Consider the following 20,028-nt stretch of genomic DNA (forward strand, 5'->3'; position numbering starts at 1 on the left):
TGTGACCTCGATGGACTTTCGTTGTGGTTCAGACTGACTGATTCACGTTCAACGACTTTCGTTTTTACCTGTATGTGTAAACGCGGCCCAGAAGAATGGATGAGCGGCTCCATACCGATCGCGGCGGGCCTGGATGCGTTTGAGTTGCGCCTGCCGGAGTGCGGTCGACTTATTCATCCCCTGGGCGAGATTGGAAAAGTATTCTTCCATTAACAGGGCTGTTTCCTGATCGGGAATACTCCAGAGTGAGGCGACGACGGATTCTGCACCGGCGAGTTGGAAAGCCTGCCGGAGTCCTGCAACACCTTCCCCCGAACGGATTTCTCCAACGCCAGTTTCGCAGGCACTGAGCACAACCAGACGCGTTCCACGCAGGTCGGTACTGATGATTTCCAGGCCGGTCAATACGCCGTCATCTTTCTGTTTTCTGAGTGCTTCCGGCCGGTTGTTGCACCCGGCCAGCATCAGGCCGCAACGGAGCAGGGGGTTAACAGCTCCCTCCTGATTGGTCGGATAGGTCTGCACCATACGCGACATCTGATTGAGGGCGGCTGTCCGCAGGGCTGCCAGGTCGGGATCAATGGGTTCTGTCTGTTCGGTTGTCTCTTTCTTCTCCGGTGTAGATGGCTTCGTCGAAGCAGATTCTTTTTTGCTGCTATCTGCCTTCTTGAGTTTCAAGCCGGTCGCGTCCATCTGCTTCTGATAATGGTCCCGCTGCTCGGGATCGTTCAATTTATCGAAAACCTGGTAGAGGCGATAATAGGAACCGAACATCAGTTTTTTATTATCCGGCGAGATTTTTTCCCGGATTTCAACTGCGCGTTGCAGTTCGGTCGCCGCGTCCTGATAGCGTTCGCGGCGTTCCAGAAACTGACCGAGCAGACTATGGGCCAGGGCAGTCCGTTCGGATTCCGCCCCATAGACTTTTATTCGCAGGGCCAGATTGTCCCGAAAACGTTTTTCTGCTTCGGTAAACTGTTGATTTGATTCCAGTAGCCGGGCCATTTTCAGGTCGGCCACAATGGTATTGGCGTGTTCGGGACCGTATTTGTTCTTGTAATATTTGATCTGATCTTCTCTGGCTTCACAGGCGAGGGCATAGTCTCCTGATTTTTCAGCAGCGCTGATTAACAGGGAGCGGATGGTATGCACGGCTTTCTCATTGGGGCCCCGGACCCGGGCTCCCATGCGCCAGGCCTGCTCATAAGAGTTCGTTTGCGCCTGGTAGTCTTTCAGAGAACCGCAGAGGCTGGCGAGGTTTTTGAAGGCATACATGGTATTGGTGCTGGAACCGTCGTTCAGTAATCTAAAATCCAGCTGAAATTCATAGTAGGGACGTGCCTCTTCATAACGTTTCAGGGCCCGCAAGATCCGGCCTGAAAGTCGGGCTGAGTTGAAGGTGGCAATGCCATTGAGACCCTGGATTTCGTTACAGATTTCAAAGGCCCACTGGGCGGGGACCAGGGCTTTCTGATACTCTTTGGCCTTATAGGATTTATTGGCCGCATTATAAATTCTGGCTGCATGGTAGAGTGCTTTTTTCTGTTCCAGGCTGACGGCGGCTTCATCGGGCAGGAAGAATCCATGCGTGCTCAAGACGAGTACTTCGGGGCTGCGGATCGATTTGAAAGCGGCCTCCGTAGCCTGGGCTTCGGTCAACAGACGCGGGGGACGCGTGTATTTGCTGATGGGGGGCGCAATTCTCAAGGCTTCCTGGGCTGTGCCGGGCAGCAGACCGACCGGTCCCAGCTGTAAGCCGGATTCTGGCTGCTCGGTCTGACTGAGTCCGAACAGATTGTAATCCGGATTGGCAAAGATGACCGGAGCCGTCACGCCTGAGCTGGAACCCTGACGATCAGCCAGCAGTTCCCGTCCGGAGACAACAAAGCGAAATTCGAACTGTTCGACGGCGAAACGGTCTTTCTCCAGGGGGAGAGCCGCCCAGGGAACCAGCCAGAGCGAAGCGTCAGGAGACAGAATGACCTGCTGCACATTGGTTAAATGCGGGAGCAGAGGTTTCAGTGTCTGCTGGAACAGAGCCTGCAGCAGTTTTTGAGTCGCCGCGGTTGCTTGTGATTCCCCGGTCTGCAGGGTTTGAGCGGCCCCTTTCTGAATAGATTGCAACCCCGTCCGTAGAGTGGCTTCGATCTCCGAGGCAGAGCCCAGGTCAATAGTTTGGATGCGCCCTTTTCCAGTGGGGGGAATGATCCAGGCGGCGTAGCGGTGCTTCTCTGCTTGAGCACCTTCTTCGTTGATCGTATAGGGAGTGATGCGCACAAATTCCACCAGCACGGAGTCTGAGGGCAGTTGCGCCCGAATCTGTTGCAGGGTGACCCATTCACTTCGATTGAGTTCCGCATCGGCAAGGCCCAGTTGCTGGATCAGTGTCTGTTCCTGGCGATTCAGCGCCTCCAGTCGAGCCTGTTTCTGTTGTTCGTTGAGATCGGATTTTAATGCCAGGGACGCCAGTTCGCGTCGGATGGCAAACAGGTTTTCCGCAACCGAACGGGCGGCTCCTTTGAATTGTCGTAATAGACGCTCGTGACTGGAGAGGGTTTCCTGAACCAGGGCTTTACGGTTGAGGATTGCTTCCAGGCTTTTTTCCATCAGGTGCTCGTTATCGCGCTGCGACCACATGATGCCCAGGGCCTGTTGATACTGCCAGGCATCATAGCCGGTGAGAAAACGGAGCTGCTCCTTCTGGCTCAAGCCGGGCAGCACTTTGTCGGTGAAGCGTTTTGAGATGCGACGCTGACGGTCGAACGCGTCCGCAGCCTCATTCCAGTTTCCGGAATGGGCTTCCACGACCGCCAGCATGCCCAGAACCTGGGCCAACTCGCGGTCATCCGAATTCTTTCTGTCTGCCGTCTGGCCCAGTTGCTGGTAAATCTTAAGAAGTTCCCGCAAGCTGCGCGCCGCCACTTCCCGGTTGCCATTCCTGTATTCCTGGGAGGCCAGCTGATACTGAAGCATTAACGTCTGGGGATGATGTAATCCCTGGGTGCGTTGGGATGCGGCTAATGCTTCCCGGGTGAGTTGAATCGAAGTCTGATCATCGCCGGTCAGGAGGGCGATGGCGGACGAGGTTTTGATATACAGTGGGTGATCTTTGCTGAACTTGCGCTGCACCAGCGGCATGAGTTCTTTACTCAGTTTGATGGCCTGTTCCCATTCCCCGCTCTGTTGTAACAGCAACATCAACTCGTATTGGACTTCGATGTTGTCGGCACTTTCTCCACGGCCCGCTTTGCGATTCGTGAGGATGATTTCTTCATACAGTTTGCGGGCTCCGGAAACATCTTCCAGTACATACAACACCCCCGCCAGTTGCCGTTTGCCTGAGAGCGTGTCTTTATGTGAGGGACCAAATGCTTTCGTACGCAGCTCAACCGATCGTTCGATCAGTATGCGTGCCTGGGTGATATCCCCCTGGCGTTCATACATGACTCCCAGGTTGGCCAGAACCGTAGTCTTGCCTTCGATATCTTCGGGGAAGTGGCGTTCGCGAAGTTTGCTGACCCGTTCCAGAGTCGTTCGTGCGTCCCGGTATTGTGCGGCCCGGAACTGAATCGCGGAGAGCATTTCCAGGGCGCGCACCGTATCGAGATGGTCTTCCCCTTTCCAGCGTTCCAGTACGGGTAAGGTCTCTTTCAGAATGCGGATGCTTTTCAGGTACTCACCTTTTTTATCCAGTTCAATCCCGTAGTTTGACAAAGCTGCTGCGGTGTCGGGGTGATTCGATCCGTAGACCTGCTGCAGGTTCTGCCAGACTTTCTGCTGGGCCTGATGTCTTTCAGCGGAATAGGTAGTCGATTTAATGTTCTCGATCTGCTTGAGTTGTTGAATTACTTCTTTCAGGAGTTGTTTCTGCTGATCGGTTTGTTTCGAAGTTTGATGATCGGCCAGCGGGATCCAGCCTTTTTCGTTGAACTCGGGATGTTTGACCCAGGTCCATTTTCCCTCGGTTTTGAAGGCCCAGACTGTCTGTCCCGGTTGCAGGGCAGCGATGTTCCGGTTTTCCACCCGGAGGCTGGTGGGTTTTGTGATCTCCACCATTTGTTCGGCTGATGCAGACTGGAGCAGCAGCGTTCCAATCCAAAGCCCGAAGATTAGTCTCGAGAGCAATTTCATTCGATCACCTGACTTCAATCTGGTGTAAACAGAAATGTCTGGGAAAACTGTGAACGCGATCAATGTATAACAACTGACCCGCAGGCTTAGTCGTTACCTGGTTTCGATACTGATTGTTTTCTTAATCAGCTGGCTGGGGTTATTTTTGAGTCGATTCTGGTCGTCTGCGAAATTGTAGAAATCGTGAACGAAGCGATCGTTGACATTCTTTCCCCGCAGCAGAACCCCGGGACTGAATTGTTGGGGGCTGGCAAAGACGGTAATGAATTCGGTACCCAGTTGCGGTTGGATTTTAATCGAACCGGTTTCCGGGAAACGATATACGCTGCCATTTTTTAAGGGCAGCACCTGTTTGGTCAAAGCGACTTTGCGACCTCGGGCGCTGGTGCCTACCAGTTCGATAAACAGATCGACGCCGGTTTGATTTTTGATGTTGATTACCATCTCGTCACCGGGTGAGAACAGATTGCTTTTCTGATTGGTGCTTACTTTCAGGTTGCGGGCCAGTCCTTCGGCTAAATGGTCCGGACGAGTCAGACCATCGACGGCAGCGATGGGAGTGCCGATACCCAGCTGGCGTACGACCCGGTCGTAATAGTCCTCCCAGGTATCGCGGCGGATCACGCCGCCGGTGGATAATCCTGCCAGTCCCAGTTGTGTGAACTGGGGAAGCTTGAATACCGCATTCAGCTGCCCCGGTTCTTTGAGGCCCAGTTCGCCAGCGGCCTGGGTAAGCGTCAGTGGGGCGTCGATGAATTTCCGGGTGGTGGCGGTTAGGGGCTCATTTTTCACGTTGCCTCCCAACGCTGCCTGCATGGCGGACTGGAAGCGAGCTTCATCCTTGTCGAGCAACTGGTCCATTTCCTGCTTGGGGATGTAGAGGCGTAGAATGTCACGCGTATTCAGGCCGGTGTTATTCGGGAGTGCCTGAAATGCAGGGCGGATGTTATCGGAGAAAGGTTTCATTCCCCGGTCATGACAACGCATGCAGGCCAGTCCGTTGCGGACGACTTTATCTTCCGAGAATTTGTCGGTCACGATTGTAGTGGGAGCTTCCAGGATACGGTTGCCTGCGTTGTCGGTGACCAGATAGGCCTGCAGACCGTTGGGCAGATTCCAGATCATCTCGCCGCCGGCATAATGGAAATCAAGCGGGTCGGCGAACATGTTCTGTAGACCTTTGCTGGTCTCGAAATCAAAGCTTTTCCAGTAAGCACCGTCGTGGGATGGGTGCCGTTCGACAATGCGATTGTTGCGTGAAACTCCAGAGAGCGTCATGCCCGCCCGGCTGGCGATAAAGTTCTGCAGGTTTGCTTCGCTGTCGACGCCGATCATCTGTTCGAGCTGACTCAATTCATGCGGCAGTTCGAGAAGATCTTCATAGAGCGGCGATTGCGTGGCGACGCTGATCAACCAGTCAATGCGGACATAGGGTACCGGTCTGATCAGACCGGCCGGCTGGAGGTAGACCTCTCGGAGTTGTTCGAACGTCTCTGCGTTTTCATAGGCGATGCCATACGGGTATTCGAGCAGGACCATGTCGAACTTGTCCACGTTGGCATTGCCGGGCAGCTTGTGAGGTGAAACGGGAGTCACGACCGATTCATGCCAGCCCAGTTTGCGAATATCTACGGCGAAGATCGTATTTGTTTCGGGATCGACCGCAATCGGTTTGACGATGTCGGGCTGCCAGGACAAGTGGTTCAACGCTTTGGTCAGGGCAAATTGCTGTTCGCGCAGTTCTTCTGCGGTCGCACCTGCGGTCAGCAGGTGGTTGCTGCTGAAGAAACGTAAAAACGGACGGTCAGAGCGGGGCGTGGCTTCCACGAATTTCAGGATCTGCTTTAATACAAATTCAGTGCCGATGGTATTGGCAAACGCGGGATCCTGGCTCGCTTGAGCAGGGACGGCAACATCTTCAGGAAAAGCAGGGGCTTTGGCTTCGATCCATTTGCGGACGATTTCAATTTCTCCCGCACTGAGCGGAGGCCGCGGTGCTTCCGGCATGCGGAAGTCTTCATCATCGGAAGCGATGTAATCGTAGAGCACGGATTCATCGACATTGCCCGGCACGACGGAGCCCGCTGCGCCGACAAACGTGCTCAGGTCGAGAATATTGATGTCTGCTTCCCGACGTGTATCTCCGTGACATTCCAGGCAGCGTGTGCGGAAAATCTGTTTGACTTCCGCCGACAGGTTTTCTCCCTGTGCCCTGACTGTCGTCGTTAAACAGGACATAGATATGGCAAAAAGAGACAGTAATTTCCACGGGTTTGACCGGCTGCGACTCATGCCTCACCTCTCTTGAATTCTCAGGTTGTGACAGTTCAAAACGGGTAGTTATCAATGTAAACGACTGTCCGTTCAAAATCTTCCCGGGTCTTTCCATTTTTTAGAAGAATTCATCCAGTGCTGGCCAGAGGGCTCTGCCTCCATTCATTCTCCACCTGGTTTGAGAACTGAGGGGAGGGGGCCGGCACCATTATAGTGAGGGGCTTTATTTCATCCGCCTGTTGACTGTGATGCATCGAAATAACCCCTGTTTTTCAGGGGCTGGGGAAAATTTCTTTTTTGAGGAAAAACGCGGAAGAAAATCGACGCGTGCCCGTTCTCCTGTTGAAAGCCGGAACAATGCTGAGTCTGGCAGCCAACTGAATCAATTTTATTTTTGAAAGGGAGAACCATGTCTAATCTCATCACATTCGTATTGAACGTTTCCATGGTCGTCAGTGGAGTGGGAACTCAGGAAGACCTTTGTGATCTGCATCTGGATGCAGACTGCAACCCATCCGAACTTCAGATGTTGGAAAGCACCGTGAACTCAGAGGACAACATCATCCATCAGGGAGTCGATGTCGACGAAAGAATGCTGGAAAAGTACAGCAATCTCGTTTGAGTCCCGCAAAGACCATTCAGCTCACGAACTTAAAACCACCAACGAAAACAGGAGCCATTGTTATGTTTAATATGAAACTTCTCAAAACCGCTTTACTCTGTACCGCTTGCCTGGTACCGCTTTCAGCCGGGCAGGTTGCCCAAGCCCGTTCCTACGCGCAACCACCGGTGCGGTGCGTGATGAAGCCGGTTGTGACCTACCAGTTTCAGAAGCGACGTTTTACTCATTTTGTCACCCGCTACGACAACTTTGGCAGACCGTATCGGGTCAGGCAGGTCTGTTACAAAACCGTCCGCGTTCCCGTGACGACCTGGGTTCGCGTGTGTTACTAGACTCTCGTCTGTCCCGGGGATGTCTGTACCCATTGCCAGAGACATCCCTTTACCAGGGAAGCGGGCGGAATCTGCTTGAGATCCAGATCGTTCCCGGCTATCGTAGGGGAATGTCCACATGCGAAAACCTCGAATCCCGATCAGATGAAAAACTGGCGGACCTGATCAAAGGTCAGGGAGAGACGTTTGCGCAGAAACAGGAAGCAGAGGCCGCGTTTAATCTGTTGTATGAGCGGCACGCTACTGTGCTGCTGGGATTCCTGAAGGTACGCTGCAGTTCGCATGTCGTCGCAGGGGACATTGCCCAGGAGACCTGGTTACGGGCCTGGCAGAAAATACCGGAGTACTTTGACGGCTCCCATTTCCGTGGCTGGTTATTTCAGATTGCGAAGAATCTGTTGCTGGACGAATTTCGAAAAAAGAAGATGACCTCACTTTCTGAGGGAATGGATGCGCCTGATATGCAGGATGCCGCTCAGGCCTTCATCAATCAGGAAGAGAAGCAGCAGTTGCAGGATTGTCTGAGTCAACTGGATGACTCCCGGCAGCAGATTGTTCAATTGCGGCTGTCAGGGCAGAGTCATCGCGAAATCAGCGATCAATTGCAGATCGACTACACGACGGTTCAAACCCGTTTCCATCGAGCCAAACAGTTCCTGGAAGAGTGCGTCCAGTCGACACGGAAGGAGACTGCCTGATGCTGACCGCTTTCAATTTACCTGAGGAAACGGATGAGCTGCGAGCCTGGCTCGATGACGTACTGCTTCAGCCGGAGCTGATGTCGGTTGTTTCTCAATTAGCGGCCGTGCATGCAGAAGAGAACGGCGCGCAGCCGACCCTGGATGACGTTTTACAGGATCAGCGGGAGTCCGTGTTAGAACAGGGCTGTCAGGTGCTGTCGCCACTTCAGATACAGCAGTTGTTAACCCATCCGGAGCTGCTGCTCGAACTGCAGGAGCAACTCTTTCTGGAAGGAGGGGATTTCTGGCAGGAGCGGATAGCAGCGCTGACGGATGAGACGGAAGTCTCTCGCGGGCAGGACTGGCTGAAGCAGCAGATCGCAGAACCGCCTGCGACAGAGATCCATAATGTAACAACCGCGCCTGCGTTCCAGACCGTCTCCTATCGCAAAATTGGAATCATTGGTTTCGTCTCAGCGGCTTTGGTACTGGTGGCTCTGTTTCTGAATCAGGAGCCGGCTGCTCCCCAGGGCTGGGGCTGGAATCGACCGGGGGCATTGACGGCGGATGTGCCTGCGGCTGAATATCTCAATCAACTGGCCGATTCCGCGGAAGAGTGGTTTAACAAGCCGACGGAGACTAAAGCGGCTCTGGAAACACGCTTGAAACAGTTCCGTGCTGGTTGTGAAACTTTGATTAATGCACCGCATCCGCAGTTATCGCAGGACGATCGAACCTGGCTGGTTGAACGCTGCCAGGCATGGGCCGGAAAACTGGATGAACAGATCGCCGCGTTGAACGAGGGGGCCGATCTGCAATCTGCCGATGAGGCGGCTGATGCCCTGATCCGCAAACTGGTCAAAGCCCTGCGCACGCGTGCGAATACCGCCGGCTGATGTCCATCGTCTTCAATGATTGCCTTGGTTCCCAGGAATACGAGAAAGGTCCCCTGAAGTGAGACTGCTTATGATGAGATTTGCATGTGTCGTGATTCTGTGCTTTACAGGGAGTGAGCGTGTCTGGGCTGATTCGGTCCGTCTGCCTGTGATTCAGGATAACTCGATTGTCATGGTTGATCGGGAGTGGTCGGTCAACGCCGGTTCGAGTAGCCGGATACGAATTAAGGGGAACCAGCACATCGTGGCACTGAGCTTCGATCTGGCGGCTGTAAAGGGAAAAACGATCACGCGGACCGAACTGGTTTGTTATCCTGCTGCAGAGACGATTTCGGCAGTCACACTCTCCACGATCGCGGCCCCCTGGCAGGAGATGACGTCATCAGGATTGACTGCGGGTATCGAGGGAATCAACGGGTGGGGGTATCCTGGTGCGCGATTTCCTACTGTATCGAGCGGAAATGCATTTACCCTGGTTCAGCAGTCAGAGTTCGAGCTGCGTGACGGTCAGTACCACTGCGAGGTGCCGGTCGATCTGATTCATGCCATGACCGCGGGCGTTGCCTTTGGACTGGCACTGCATGAACACGAAACGGATTACGGACGGAACCCCACGATCTTCTCGCGCGAACAGTCCGGCAAACAGCCGTACCTGCTGGTTGAGACCGAAGACCGTTCTGACGACGCACCACTGCCTGCCACAGAATTGCAGCTGGTTCCCGTTGATGGAGCGTCTGCTCAACTGACACTGAAGGCACCGCAGCGCGGCTTTGCCTACAACGTTCTCGTGGAGGGACACCCATTGGGTCGGCATAATATTCCCCTGGTGCATCCCGGAGAGAGTCAGACGATTCCGCTGCGCGATCTTCCCGATAATGTGACAAAGCCGGGACTGCATTCAGTAGAAGTAATCACCGTCAACCGTACGGGACAGCAGTCGCAACCGGTTCAGGTAACAGGGAAACTTTTCAGCACTGCACCAGTCCGTTTGCCCCAGGTGCGTCCGCTGCCTGCTGCCAGGCCTCCCATGTCTGGTCTGGCAGTGATACCAGTGACTGACAAGTATGACCGGAATGGTCGCGCCGTGGGGGACTTGCCCCCGGGTTATCGGACACATAATTCCCTGTTCGATGGACAGCGAATCCACCTGACGGCCGCTGCCGGTGAAGTGATTAGCTTTCAGGTACTTCTGCGTGGCGACAATGAAGTTTCCGTCCAGTGCCAGCTCGATCCACCAGAATGGCGCGTCGATCTGTTTCAGGCAAAATACGTTCCAACCCAGGGGCGTCAAATTCCAGATCCGCTGGTACCTCTGCCGAAAACGATCCCTTTAGATCGAGAGCAGGACCAGGCAGTCTTCGTTGACTGCTATGTTCCGTTCGAGGCAACAGCAGGGGACTATACCGGGAAACTCGCGGTTTCCGATGGCCGTGAAGTTCCGCTCAAGCTGACCGTGCTGCCTGTCCGACTTCCGCGGAAGGCGTCGTTCCTGTGTGAGATGAACGGTTATGGTCTCCCGGACCATGTTGATGATTATTACGCGCTGCAGCAGGTGGCGTACGACCATCGGGTGCATGCCAATATTCTGCATTATTCGCATCATACCGCCGCCCCCGGCGCCCGGAAGAGCAATCTCGATATGCGTCTTCGCTCCGGTCGCCGGATGAACAATCGACGGTACGATGCCATTGAGCCGGGGGCGAAGCAGGCTTACTGGGACGACTTTGCCGAAGCGTTTGGTCCGTATCTCGATGGTACGTGCTTTGAGGATGGTCACCGCGGTCGCATACCAGCACCAGGGTTCTACCTGACGTTTCATGAAAGCTGGCCGCTGAACTGTCGGGCTTATTTCAATGGGGATCCTGACGCGTATCGTGCCTTCAAAGACACTCCGGTCTACGCGGAGACGTATGTAAATGTGCTGGAAGATTTTGTGCGACTGGCGAAATCCCGGGGCTGGACCAAGGCCGGTTTTCAGGTGTATTTCAACAACAAAGGGTCGTTGAACGAGAAGACCAAAGCGCCGTGGATTCTGGATGAACCATCGGCTTACTGGGACTATCGTGCCCTGCAGTATTATGGAGAGTTGACGGACCGCGGGCGGAGAAACGCCGAAGAAATTCAGATTGACTATCGGATCGATATTTCCCGACCGGAATATTGCCGGGGAGAACTTGCGGGGCGGGGAGACCTGTGGGTTGTTTCTGCCTCGGCATTTCAGAATTATCGCAGGCTGGTCACCGACCGCATGCAGCGGGATGGATTGCGGGTCTGGGTTTATGGTACTTCCAATCCGGTGCACGAGAGTAATCGTCAGCTGCAGGCCTGGGCAGTGGATGCCTGGCGTCATGGTGCGACCGGTCTGGTTCCCTGGCAGACGATCGATAAATCAGGGCAGGCGTTGCGAAAGGCTGACCAATTGGGACTGTTCATCTTTGATCAAACATCGGAGGGAAAAACGGTGATCCGCCACTCGGCTCGTCTGAAAGCCTATCGCGAAGCGGAGCAACTCATCGAATACCTGACCCTGGTTCAGCAGCGGCAGGGTTGGACAGCCAGCCAGATGCGATCATTTATTGAGCACTATGTCAGCTTGACCGGATCGGTCCGGAAGCAAAACGATGATGACGCGGGGACAGCGGAATACGATCGACGGGCACTGTTAAATTTTGATCGGCTGAGACAGGCGGCTATAGAATTGTTACGGTAACAGGTCACAACAGCAGTCCATGCAAACCACTGGGGTCGGCACAAAGTACGACAGTCCGCAATACCTCGAGCGAAAGAGCACGAGAGGATACCAGCTTTGAGGGCATTCAAACAGGCGAGGTGAATTCGCTGCTGTTACTGATTGTTATTTACGCTGATTGAGTTCGTCCAGCATCTCCAGCAGATTGTTGGTCAGGATCACCGAGGCGTCTTTCTGGACGACATTCGTGCCGAGCCATGTTTCATAGCCGCCCAGCCGATGCTGTTCGGGAGAGGGCAGGTAGCCGTGTCGTCCGTTGGCTAAGCCGATGACCATGGTGCGTGCGAACGGGCTGCGATCCTTGATTTCCAGCCCGATCTCCACCAGTGTCTCGAACGGAATGCCGACGATGGCATACTCACCAATACGAATCGCCTGCAGGGTGACGGTGAGGGTGTCTTCTTCCCGTTCGTGCGCCTGGACCACTTTGCGTGCGTAGCTTTGGGCCTTGTTGGGCAGCCTGGCGATGTCGTTCTTGTCTTTCAAGGCGAGCACTTTTCGTGCAGCGGCTACATCCTCTGCAGTGGGTCGACGGTATTTGAGGTCGACCTTTCTCTCAAGCATGTCGATGCTGATATCGCGTTCGTGGTTCTCAATTTTCTTGTAAGCAAAATACGCGGTATCAGCGGCTTTGCTCGCCACAATCCGGACCTGTTCGAACGGCTCCCGCGGGGGACGGTTCACGAGAAAGGGGATGTTGTTGATATCGCCGGAGGCGCCATTGGACATCATGGCGACGAAGTTCTGATCCGCACGCAGGCGCGCTGGCATCAGCCGGGCGAACTCGCCGAAGTAATCTGCCGAAGCGTGCTTCTTGGGAATGCCTCCCACATAATGCAGAGCATAGTTGGCCAACAGGGCCAGCGGTTTTCGCTTCTGATTCTGAATGGACAGGACCATCAGTTCCGGATCGACGGGGCCCGCCGGTCGGTCCAGCACAGCTGCGCTGGTTCCCGGATTCATTTTGACGATGTCCATTTTCCCAAAGGGATTCGCAGGCATCTTGCCGGGTTTCAGGAACCAGCGGCGATTGAAGACTTCTTCAGGAAGCTCATGCGACGCCATGCCCAGCGAAGCGACCTGCTGTTTCTCGTACGCCTGAATGATTGACTGGGCGAGTCCGTTGATCAGAACTTCCCGATAAGCGACATCCCCGGGGGAACCTTCCGTTCGGTTGGACGGGGGCGCCGAATGCGTATGCGTCGAGGAAATCAGGATGCGTTCGACGGGAATTCCGGTCTTATTTGAAGCGATCTGTTTCGCTTCATTCAGCATCTCGGGGGGAGCGCCGAGCGCATCGAGTACTACAATCGCGACAATGGTCTTGCCATCATTCAGGACGATCGCCCGGGCATGCAGCGGGTCATGGATGGCACTTTGATCCATGGCTTTGCCACTACGCAGGCTGAAAGGGAATAAGCGTGGTGAAACATCAACGGCAGAGGCGCCCGCCCGGAGTTGCGCCGGTTCGGCCTGCGTCTCAGTGACAGGTCCCGTGGTGCAACAGACGAGCAGCGTGAAGAATATAGTTCGCCAATACATGGTATGCGCTTTCCGTCAAAGGGTGATGCTGATTACCAACTGTTATAAACAAATGGCTGCTTCCGTCCAGCAAAAAGTTCCTGACAACTTTTTTACTCCTGTCTCTAGGCAGAAAGTGAAGAGTCAGGTTCCATATTGTAAATCTGATCTGACTGAGTATTATACTCAATGTGCTGACATTATATTCAGTATCTCAGTGTGATATGAAGCTGCCGGGGCAGTATATCAAAACGAATCATCAATAATTCTGCGCGGATTTATTCCCTCTCAGAACAGGTCCGTGCAGGTTCATCACAAGTTAGATGCCTTTAGATAAATGACTCTCCACTTCCAGGTGCTTGGAAAACCAGGCCGCGATAATGCACTTTTCGTTCGCGTCGAGTCGGGACAATCGATCGCGCGATTACTGTTTGACTGTGGCGATGGTTGCTTATCGAGCCTGCCATTTTCCGAGATCCAGGCGATCGATCATCTGTTCTTTTCGCATCTGCACATGGACCACATTGGCGGTTTTGATTCGTTTTTCCGTTGTACATTCAATCGCGACGTCAAGCCAAACGTGATTTGGGGGCCTGCCGGTACGTCTGCGATTCTGCACCATCGATTTCAAGGGTTCTGGTGGAATCTTCACTCGAATCAATCGGGAACATGGTCTGTAAACGACGTGCACCCGACCCACATTGAACGATTCCGCTACGAGATTTCCGAAGCGTTTACTGAATGCCACAACGAGGGTAAGACCGAACAATGCAGTCCGCTACTGGAAACGAGCGACTATTCGGTCTCTGCGATCCACCTGAAGCATAACGGCCCCTGCCTGGGGTATGTGGTTTGCGAAAAACCGAAGTGGAACATCCAGACCGACCGTGTTGCTGAAATGGGTCTGCGTCCCGGTTCATGGATGAAAGACCTTAAGAGTGACACTGCGACCCCGACGATTGACATCGAGGGCCGGACATTTGATCTCGCGGCACTACGAAACGATTTGTTAGTTGAATCGCCTGGCGAATCGCTCGCATACCTGACTGATTTTCTGCTGGACGATGCAACGAGCGAACAACTGCAGGAAATTTTAGACGATTGCACCACGGTTGTCTGCGAAGCACAGTACCGGGATCAGGACATCGATCTCGCACAACGCAACTTTCATACAACGACAACAGCGGTCTCCCAGCTGGCCGCCCGCTCCGGTGTCGGCAATCTCGTCTTATTCCATCTATCCGACCGGTATACGAGAGGTGAATGGGGTGAGATGTTGACCGAATGCCGAACGATTTTTCCCGACACTGAGTTCCCCAAAGACTGGAACATCGAAGCGGAGAGCAACGGCAGCTGACAAGGCGTGGCACCGAAGCATGCTCGTCTTTCATAGTTTATAAAGGGTGCAGGACTTTATAAATAAAGAGACCTGACCCCTTTTAATTTCCCCTTTAGGTCTTCGAAGGATTCTGACACTTGTATTTACTCAGCATTTTGTATGGCGTTGAACGCAGCCAAAAAAGCAGGAAACTAAGATGTTTTATTTGATTGAACCCGATGACGAACTATCAGACAACTGGCTGTTTTTTGAAGAAGATCTGAACGGTATGCTTGTGGTTCGAGAAGAATATCGTGACCTGGTTTGTCAAAGTTGCGGAAAGATTGACGAAAATATCGCTATTTCCCGTGGCCTGAGCTCTCATTTCATAGTGCAAACAAACAGCGATATTGTTGCAACGTCTGAGGATTGGATCTGCGTATCGGCACGTTTTTGTGACGAGATCAAGAAACTTGAGTTTGGGGGACTTAGGTTTGTCCCACTTGCAGATTCGAAACATTCGATTGTTATGCCTGAGTTACTTGTCGAAACCGATGAAACCAGGGCCGGCTTTGAAAACCATAATCAGTGCACATGTTGCGGTAGATATGGTGAAAGAATCATTGGGCCGTTTATTCAAGGAATGACGTTGCCAGCTTCCGATTCCACTTTCTTCGCTTCATCAATCGCCAACGAGAATGTGAAGGTGAGCTATTATCGATTTTTCGCCAGCGAATTAATGGTAGAAGCAATACGAAAGCTGGAATTCGCAGGAATCGATTTTGTAGAAACAGCATAGAGAAAATTGTGATTAAAGGCATATCGGGGCGGGGCAATGAAGCTCAGTATGTTAGAATTACACTAAAGAGTCCTGACCCCTTTTAATCCTCCCGAGTTCTCCAAAGACTGGACCATTGAACCGGAAAGCAACGATGCCTAAAGGGTCAACGACTCTTTTTTATTAGCCATCCCTGGATAGCTCCGTAAATGCGACCTGTGAATCATTACTGAGAACAAGGTATTCCGCATACTTCGTGCACTATAGACAATGTTATAATATCGGAGCAGCAGAATAAGATGCAGCAAGTGTGAACGTCCTGTCCAGCGAAGACACATAATTACAGAATCGCATACCAGAATGAGTTTTGACCGCGCTGTTTCCCTCGCTCGATACAACTGGCCGCTTTACCTCACCTGCTGCCTGATGGCAGCTGTAGGATTTACCATCTGGACGACCCAACTGGGGCCGCCGCCGGTCCTTTACCTGGGACTCTTCGGTGCTGTGGTTGCGACCTGGTATGCGATCGCGTCTTTCGTCGCATTTCACATCATGTTTGATCGTCCTGATTTTCTTTCCGGTGATTGGCTAACTCGTTGCGTCGAACTGCCGCCCCAATCATGTGTCCAACTAAGTATCTGCATCGAGGAAACGACTCTCCCCGTCCCGAAAATATTTCCTCTCGCCGAATATATCGAACTGGACCTGTTTGACGATTCCTTGATGACCGAACCGGCAATTGCCAGAGCAAAGCAGAAGTCTGGCGATTCCCCGATTCTCGCCGCCAAACCAGATGCACTGCCGCTGTCAGACAACTCTTCTGAATTGACAGTGGTGACTCTCGTTGCGCACGAAATCCGCGATGCGTCACAGCGCGAAGCACTTTTTCGGGAGCTGGCACGAATCACCACATCGGGAGGGCGGCTGATTATTGCCGAACATCTTCGCAACGTTGCAGCCGCTACGGTATTTGGCCCGGGGTTATTCCATTTCTACCCTCGGTTCACCTGGATAACGCTGGCGAAAAATACAGAACTCGAAATAGAATACGAATTCGATATCACGCCATTTTTCCACATCTTCGTGTTGCGTCATTCGGGATGCAGCCACAAAGGGTACGGACAGATATAAGTACCAGGAACCATAAAATGATTGCCCCTTTAGGTCTTCTTGGGCAGGCAATCATTAGAATATTCAATAAGTCTTAGCACGATGTTAAATTTATCAATAAGAAATGCGTCCCAAGGCAGTCAGCAGTCATATATCGGTGGAAAACCATCGGTCCCCGCTGGGACGAAGTTGCCTGATTGTAAGCTGTGTGGTCAGGCTCAGACTTTTATGTTCCAAGTCGCTTTTCCATCAGGGACAGACTGGGTTGGCAAAACCTTATCATGCTTTGCGTGTATGAAATGTGTCGACGAACGTTTTCTGATTCCAGAGATGCTGGACAATCACAGTCGCGGCTGTAACATTCCGGATGGATTTCTAACCACATATGATAAAAATTTTGCATTTTTAGTGTTTTTCACTTCGGATGCGATCATGATTGAGGACTATGAAGAGGAAGTTGCGTTCTTTGCTTTAGAAACAGTGAGTGAATCGACTCATGGCGACTTCGGAAAGATTGGTGGTATTCCAGATTGGTTGCTAGAGGATGAGTCGCCAGCAACATACGCCTCGACAACACCAATGGTATTTCTGCTGGAGCTAATGCCCTGCATTCAATTCATCAAAGTTGAAGGGGCTCGTCCACAAATGGAATTAGACATTTTTGGAAATCCTTCACCCTCTCCGTTGGGGTATTATCAACTCTTTCTGGGGAATACGACTTACCTGTTTGGGACGATGGGATATGATCCACTGGTATATGCGAGAAGAATAAAGGGGTCAGGACTATTTAATGTAATTAAGAGTCCTGACCCCTTTTAATTTTTCGAGCTTAAAGCGGGGATTTAACGATGAATAAGAAAAAAAAATTTGCATTTAGCCCTTATAATTTGCGAGCAACGATAGAACCATTCAGAGGTATTTATGACTTGAGACAGATGTTTGAACTATTAAATGAGTTTGTATATGACGCGAACGCCATACTTAACTTACTTCCACAGTGTTTTACACAAGATAATTGTGAAGAAAATGTCAAATTTCTTAAAGATAAGCTTAGTCCAAGCTCTTTTTCATTTGTTGTAACGAACAGTAGAAGGTTTGATTTGGATGAAGATGAAACCCCTTATGTCAATAATGCAGACTGGTATGCGCATGTTGTCATTGATGGTAAATTGGACCCCCGTTATCTTGAGGGGCTCAAGGTGTTGAAATCTTATTTTTCTGATGAAAAGTGGGATTCTTACGATTTTGTAGGGGATCGACCCTACGGCAATTTTGATGACCCTGAGGATAGAAAAAAGTGTCAAGGATAGGACATAAAAGGGGGCAGTCGACTCCTTTTAATTCGTCCATGATCCTGCACCAGACTAGGCCTTTTCCACAGAGCAGTCCTGCCCCCTTTAGGTCTTCCCCAATAGTTAATGGGCGTCTGTTTTGCTTTGTCCTGCGAGGCCCAGGCGGTTGAGCATCGGGCCGATGGTCAGGCCGCCGACGAGGATGGAAAAGGCGACGACGACGTAGGTCATGGTCAGGATGAGTTCGCCGACGGTATCGTACTGCGATTGCTGGGCGTGGATCTCTTCCTTGAGCGAGAGGGCGAGGGCCACACTGATTCCGCCGCGAAGACCGCCCCAGGTCATAACTTTGATCGCGTGCGATGTGAACTGTCGGCCGGCCAACTTCTTCAGGGCGGTGATCACCGTGCCCACGGAGAGGAATCGCGCCAGCAGTGCCGCGGGGATGGCCAGCGCTCCGGCCAGCAGATATTTCTCCTGGAACGACAGCACCAGGACCTCGAGGCCGATCAGTACAAACAGCACCGCGTTCAGCAGTTCGTCGACCAGCTCCCAGAACGTGTCCAGGTGCTGGCGGGTTTTGTCAGACATCGCCAGTGTGCGGCCGTGGTTCCCCAGGATCAGTCCTGCGACCACCATTGCCAGCGGCCCGGAGAGGTGCAGCTTCATCGCCAGCGCGTATCCGCCTGTCACGACCGCCAGCGAAATCAAGATCTCCGTCGCGTAGTGATCGATGGATCGCAACAGCAGGAATGCGAGCAGCCCCAGCACAAAGCCCAGCGCTATTCCGCCGCCGGCTTCGAGGGCGAAGAGTTTCGCGACGTCGCTGGCGTTCGTCTCTGTGTCCTCTGTGACCTCGGTGACCTCTGTGCCTGCTTGCGCCTCGTGCGGAGGTTCCTGTTCGCTCTGCTGAACGACCTGGTTCGACTTCTGCGGATTTTCGTCTGCGTGTGACTCGCCATGCCCGCCCAAACCGGCGATGCCCAGGAGTGCGATAAAGACCACCACGCCGACGCCATCGTTGAACAGTGACTCGCCGGCGATCTTGGTTTCCAGCGATTTGGGGGCACCGAGGCTCTTGAAGATTCCCAGGACCGCAATCGGGTCGGTGGGGGCGACGATGGAGCCGAAGATCAGGCAGTAGATGAAGCGGACCTCGATGCCGAGCCAGCCGGTGATGAGATAAGTGAGCCCGCCGACGATGAATGTCGTGGCGAGGACGCCGATGGTCGCGAGCAGGGCGATGGCCGCGGTTTGTTCCTTGAGGTCGTTGAGGTTGACGTGCAGTGCCCCGGCAAAGAGCAGGTAACCGAGCATGCCCTGCATCAGTGTCTGGTCGAAGTCGATCGAGCCGATGAGCGTTTCGGCCGCGGTGAGCACCGTCGCCCCGGGCACGATTCGATCGATCAGCAGCAGGGCGATTGCGTGCAGCATCGCCAACAGCATCAGGCCGACCGTTGTGGGCAGCTTGAGCAGTTTGTGGTTAATGAATGCGAAGGCCGCTGCGAGGGCCACGAGGATGCCGGCGATATCGAAGAAGTTCATGGGCGATATTATAGGGGCCTGCGCCGGGAAGAAAAGGAGTCTGGTGGTTTTGTGGCAGAGAAAAAACAACGCACTTCGGTTGCACTGACTGACCTGTTACTGGATCTGGAAAGCGGTTCTGGTTTCGGTTAACGATGTTCATCTCCGGGGCTGCGTTGCGCTCTGGTAAAATACGTGCCGGGTTTCCTGAGTGTGGTGCCGGTTCTGAAGCAGAGTCTGTCCTGCACTTGTTTTTGGTTGATGTATCAAAGGGGCTGACGATCTGGCATTTTGTGAATCGGCGTGGGGGCGTCAAGTGGAATGGGGGTATTGACTGGCTCCGAGTGTGCAGTGAGGTGTGGTGAGTCTGCTGTGAATTGATCTGAATGTGCTGCCAAATGATTTGAGATTATACGAGACAGCGGGAACCGGTTCATTCTGTTCCGGTGAAAAGCGGGAAAAATCGACGCCGATTCAGGTGGATCTGAGTCACAAGTGAGACAGGTTCCGGTGCACGTATCATCCGCCTCGCGCGCGAAGCAGAATTACACAAGAATACGATTCGGAAAGTGAGGATCAAGTGCAATTTGTTCCGTTCTGGAGACAGAAGTGCGCTGGTCATTGGGAAGTGGGTTGCAGCGCGACCTGCAAGTGAAAAACCTCCTTACTGTATATCAGTTCCACTTTGAGCTAAATGGGTTTAAACACCTGTTAAAAAGCTGGAAAACAAGCATGATATTCAGGTATAAATATATGGTTATGTACCAGCGGGCCTGCCTATCAGCTGGTGATCAATCCGTT

General features: G+C 52.9%; 14 protein-coding genes. 10 read left to right on the forward strand and 4 right to left on the reverse strand.

All coding sequences use genetic code 11. The features are described 5' to 3' along the window. Window positions 1–48 precede the first annotated feature (48 nt). A complete protein-coding gene (locus FYZ48_RS25310; RefSeq protein WP_149345319.1) occupies window positions 49–4,131 on the reverse strand; it encodes a CHAT domain-containing protein in 4,083 nt (1,360 codons plus the stop codon). A 93-nt stretch (window positions 4,132–4,224) separates the two neighbouring features. Beyond that, window positions 4,225–6,369, reverse strand: coding sequence for a c-type cytochrome domain-containing protein (locus FYZ48_RS25315; RefSeq protein WP_187782214.1), 2,145 nt, complete (start codon window positions 6,367–6,369; stop codon window positions 4,225–4,227). A gap of 445 nt (window positions 6,370–6,814) precedes the next feature. Here FYZ48_RS25315 and FYZ48_RS25320 point away from each other — a divergent pair, with 445 nt between their 5' ends. The 5 genes from FYZ48_RS25320 (at window position 6,815) to FYZ48_RS25340 (ending at window position 11,645) form a co-directional block, all read left to right on the forward strand. Beyond that, window positions 6,815–7,027 carry a hypothetical protein gene (locus tag FYZ48_RS25320; RefSeq protein ID WP_149345321.1) on the forward strand — a complete coding sequence of 71 codons (213 nt, stop codon included), beginning with the start codon at window positions 6,815–6,817 and terminating at the stop codon, window positions 7,025–7,027. 62 nt (window positions 7,028–7,089) lie between these two features. Beyond that, complete coding sequence (locus FYZ48_RS25325) at window positions 7,090–7,359, forward strand: hypothetical protein (protein ID WP_149345322.1); 270 nt, start codon at window positions 7,090–7,092, stop codon at window positions 7,357–7,359. A 32-nt stretch (window positions 7,360–7,391) separates the two neighbouring features. After that, the gene (locus FYZ48_RS25330) at window positions 7,392–8,057 is read left to right on the forward strand and encodes an RNA polymerase sigma factor (RefSeq protein WP_149345323.1); all 666 of its coding nucleotides are present in this window, start codon (window positions 7,392–7,394) and stop codon (window positions 8,055–8,057) included. Further along, the gene (locus tag FYZ48_RS25335) at window positions 8,057–8,935 is read left to right on the forward strand and encodes a hypothetical protein (protein WP_149345324.1); all 879 of its coding nucleotides are present in this window, start codon (window positions 8,057–8,059) and stop codon (window positions 8,933–8,935) included. The genes FYZ48_RS25330 and FYZ48_RS25335 overlap by 1 nt, the downstream gene beginning before the upstream one ends. Window positions 8,936–9,005: 70 nt before the next feature. Continuing rightward, window positions 9,006–11,645 (forward strand): hypothetical protein, encoded by a 2,640-nt coding sequence (locus tag FYZ48_RS25340; RefSeq protein WP_242022770.1) that lies wholly within the window; start codon window positions 9,006–9,008, stop codon window positions 11,643–11,645. A 144-nt stretch (window positions 11,646–11,789) separates the two neighbouring features. Here FYZ48_RS25340 and FYZ48_RS25345 read toward each other — a convergent pair whose 3' ends face one another. Beyond that, window positions 11,790–13,226 carry a neutral/alkaline non-lysosomal ceramidase N-terminal domain-containing protein gene (locus tag FYZ48_RS25345; protein ID WP_149345325.1) on the reverse strand — a complete coding sequence of 479 codons (1,437 nt, stop codon included), beginning with the start codon at window positions 13,224–13,226 and terminating at the stop codon, window positions 11,790–11,792. A gap of 316 nt (window positions 13,227–13,542) precedes the next feature. Here FYZ48_RS25345 and FYZ48_RS25350 point away from each other — a divergent pair, with 316 nt between their 5' ends. The 5 genes from FYZ48_RS25350 to FYZ48_RS25370 all read left to right on the forward strand — a co-directional run bounded on the left by FYZ48_RS25350 (window position 13,543) and on the right by FYZ48_RS25370 (window position 17,721). Continuing rightward, window positions 13,543–14,562, forward strand: coding sequence for an MBL fold metallo-hydrolase (locus tag FYZ48_RS25350; RefSeq protein WP_149345326.1), 1,020 nt, complete (start codon window positions 13,543–13,545; stop codon window positions 14,560–14,562). Window positions 14,563–14,740: 178 nt separating this feature from the next. Continuing rightward, a complete protein-coding gene (locus FYZ48_RS25355) occupies window positions 14,741–15,322 on the forward strand; it encodes a hypothetical protein (RefSeq protein ID WP_149345327.1) in 582 nt (193 codons plus the stop codon). 339 nt (window positions 15,323–15,661) lie between these two features. After that, a complete protein-coding gene (locus tag FYZ48_RS25360; RefSeq protein WP_149345328.1) occupies window positions 15,662–16,432 on the forward strand; it encodes a class I SAM-dependent methyltransferase in 771 nt (256 codons plus the stop codon). Between the two features lie 207 nt (window positions 16,433–16,639). Next, window positions 16,640–17,230: a hypothetical protein gene (locus FYZ48_RS25365; RefSeq protein WP_149345329.1), complete on the forward strand. Its 591-nt coding sequence runs from the start codon at window positions 16,640–16,642 to the stop codon at window positions 17,228–17,230. A 29-nt stretch (window positions 17,231–17,259) separates the two neighbouring features. Then, window positions 17,260–17,721 carry a hypothetical protein gene (locus tag FYZ48_RS25370; protein ID WP_149345330.1) on the forward strand — a complete coding sequence of 154 codons (462 nt, stop codon included), beginning with the start codon at window positions 17,260–17,262 and terminating at the stop codon, window positions 17,719–17,721. Between the two features lie 105 nt (window positions 17,722–17,826). Here the strand turns inward: FYZ48_RS25370 and FYZ48_RS25375 are convergent, their stop codons facing one another. After that, window positions 17,827–19,248: a cation:proton antiporter gene (locus FYZ48_RS25375; protein WP_149345331.1), complete on the reverse strand. Its 1,422-nt coding sequence runs from the start codon at window positions 19,246–19,248 to the stop codon at window positions 17,827–17,829. Window positions 19,249–20,028: the final 780 nt, after the last annotated feature.

The organism is Gimesia chilikensis, from assembly GCF_008329715.1.
Classification (GTDB): domain Bacteria; phylum Planctomycetota; class Planctomycetia; order Planctomycetales; family Planctomycetaceae; genus Gimesia; species Gimesia chilikensis.

Bases quoted from the DNA above. Each gene is read 5' to 3' on its own strand.
- FYZ48_RS25310 (WP_149345319.1), bottom strand. From the start codon at position 4,131: ATGAAATTGCTCTCGAGACTAATCTTCGGGCTTTGGATTGGAACGCTG.
- FYZ48_RS25315 (WP_187782214.1), bottom strand. From the start codon at position 6,369: ATGTCCTGTTTAACGACGACAGTCAGGGCACAGGGAGAAAACCTGTCG.
- FYZ48_RS25320 (WP_149345321.1), top strand. From the start codon at position 6,815: ATGTCTAATCTCATCACATTCGTATTGAACGTTTCCATGGTCGTCAGT.
- FYZ48_RS25325 (WP_149345322.1), top strand. From the start codon at position 7,090: ATGTTTAATATGAAACTTCTCAAAACCGCTTTACTCTGTACCGCTTGC.
- FYZ48_RS25335 (WP_149345324.1), top strand. From the start codon at position 8,057: ATGCTGACCGCTTTCAATTTACCTGAGGAAACGGATGAGCTGCGAGCC.
- FYZ48_RS25340 (WP_242022770.1), top strand. From the start codon at position 9,006: ATGATGAGATTTGCATGTGTCGTGATTCTGTGCTTTACAGGGAGTGAG.
- FYZ48_RS25345 (WP_149345325.1), bottom strand. From the start codon at position 13,226: ATGTATTGGCGAACTATATTCTTCACGCTGCTCGTCTGTTGCACCACG.
- FYZ48_RS25350 (WP_149345326.1), top strand. From the start codon at position 13,543: ATGACTCTCCACTTCCAGGTGCTTGGAAAACCAGGCCGCGATAATGCA.
- FYZ48_RS25355 (WP_149345327.1), top strand. From the start codon at position 14,741: ATGTTTTATTTGATTGAACCCGATGACGAACTATCAGACAACTGGCTG.
- FYZ48_RS25360 (WP_149345328.1), top strand. From the start codon at position 15,662: ATGAGTTTTGACCGCGCTGTTTCCCTCGCTCGATACAACTGGCCGCTT.
- FYZ48_RS25365 (WP_149345329.1), top strand. From the start codon at position 16,640: ATGTTCCAAGTCGCTTTTCCATCAGGGACAGACTGGGTTGGCAAAACC.
- FYZ48_RS25370 (WP_149345330.1), top strand. From the start codon at position 17,260: ATGAATAAGAAAAAAAAATTTGCATTTAGCCCTTATAATTTGCGAGCA.
- FYZ48_RS25375 (WP_149345331.1), bottom strand. From the start codon at position 19,248: ATGAACTTCTTCGATATCGCCGGCATCCTCGTGGCCCTCGCAGCGGCC.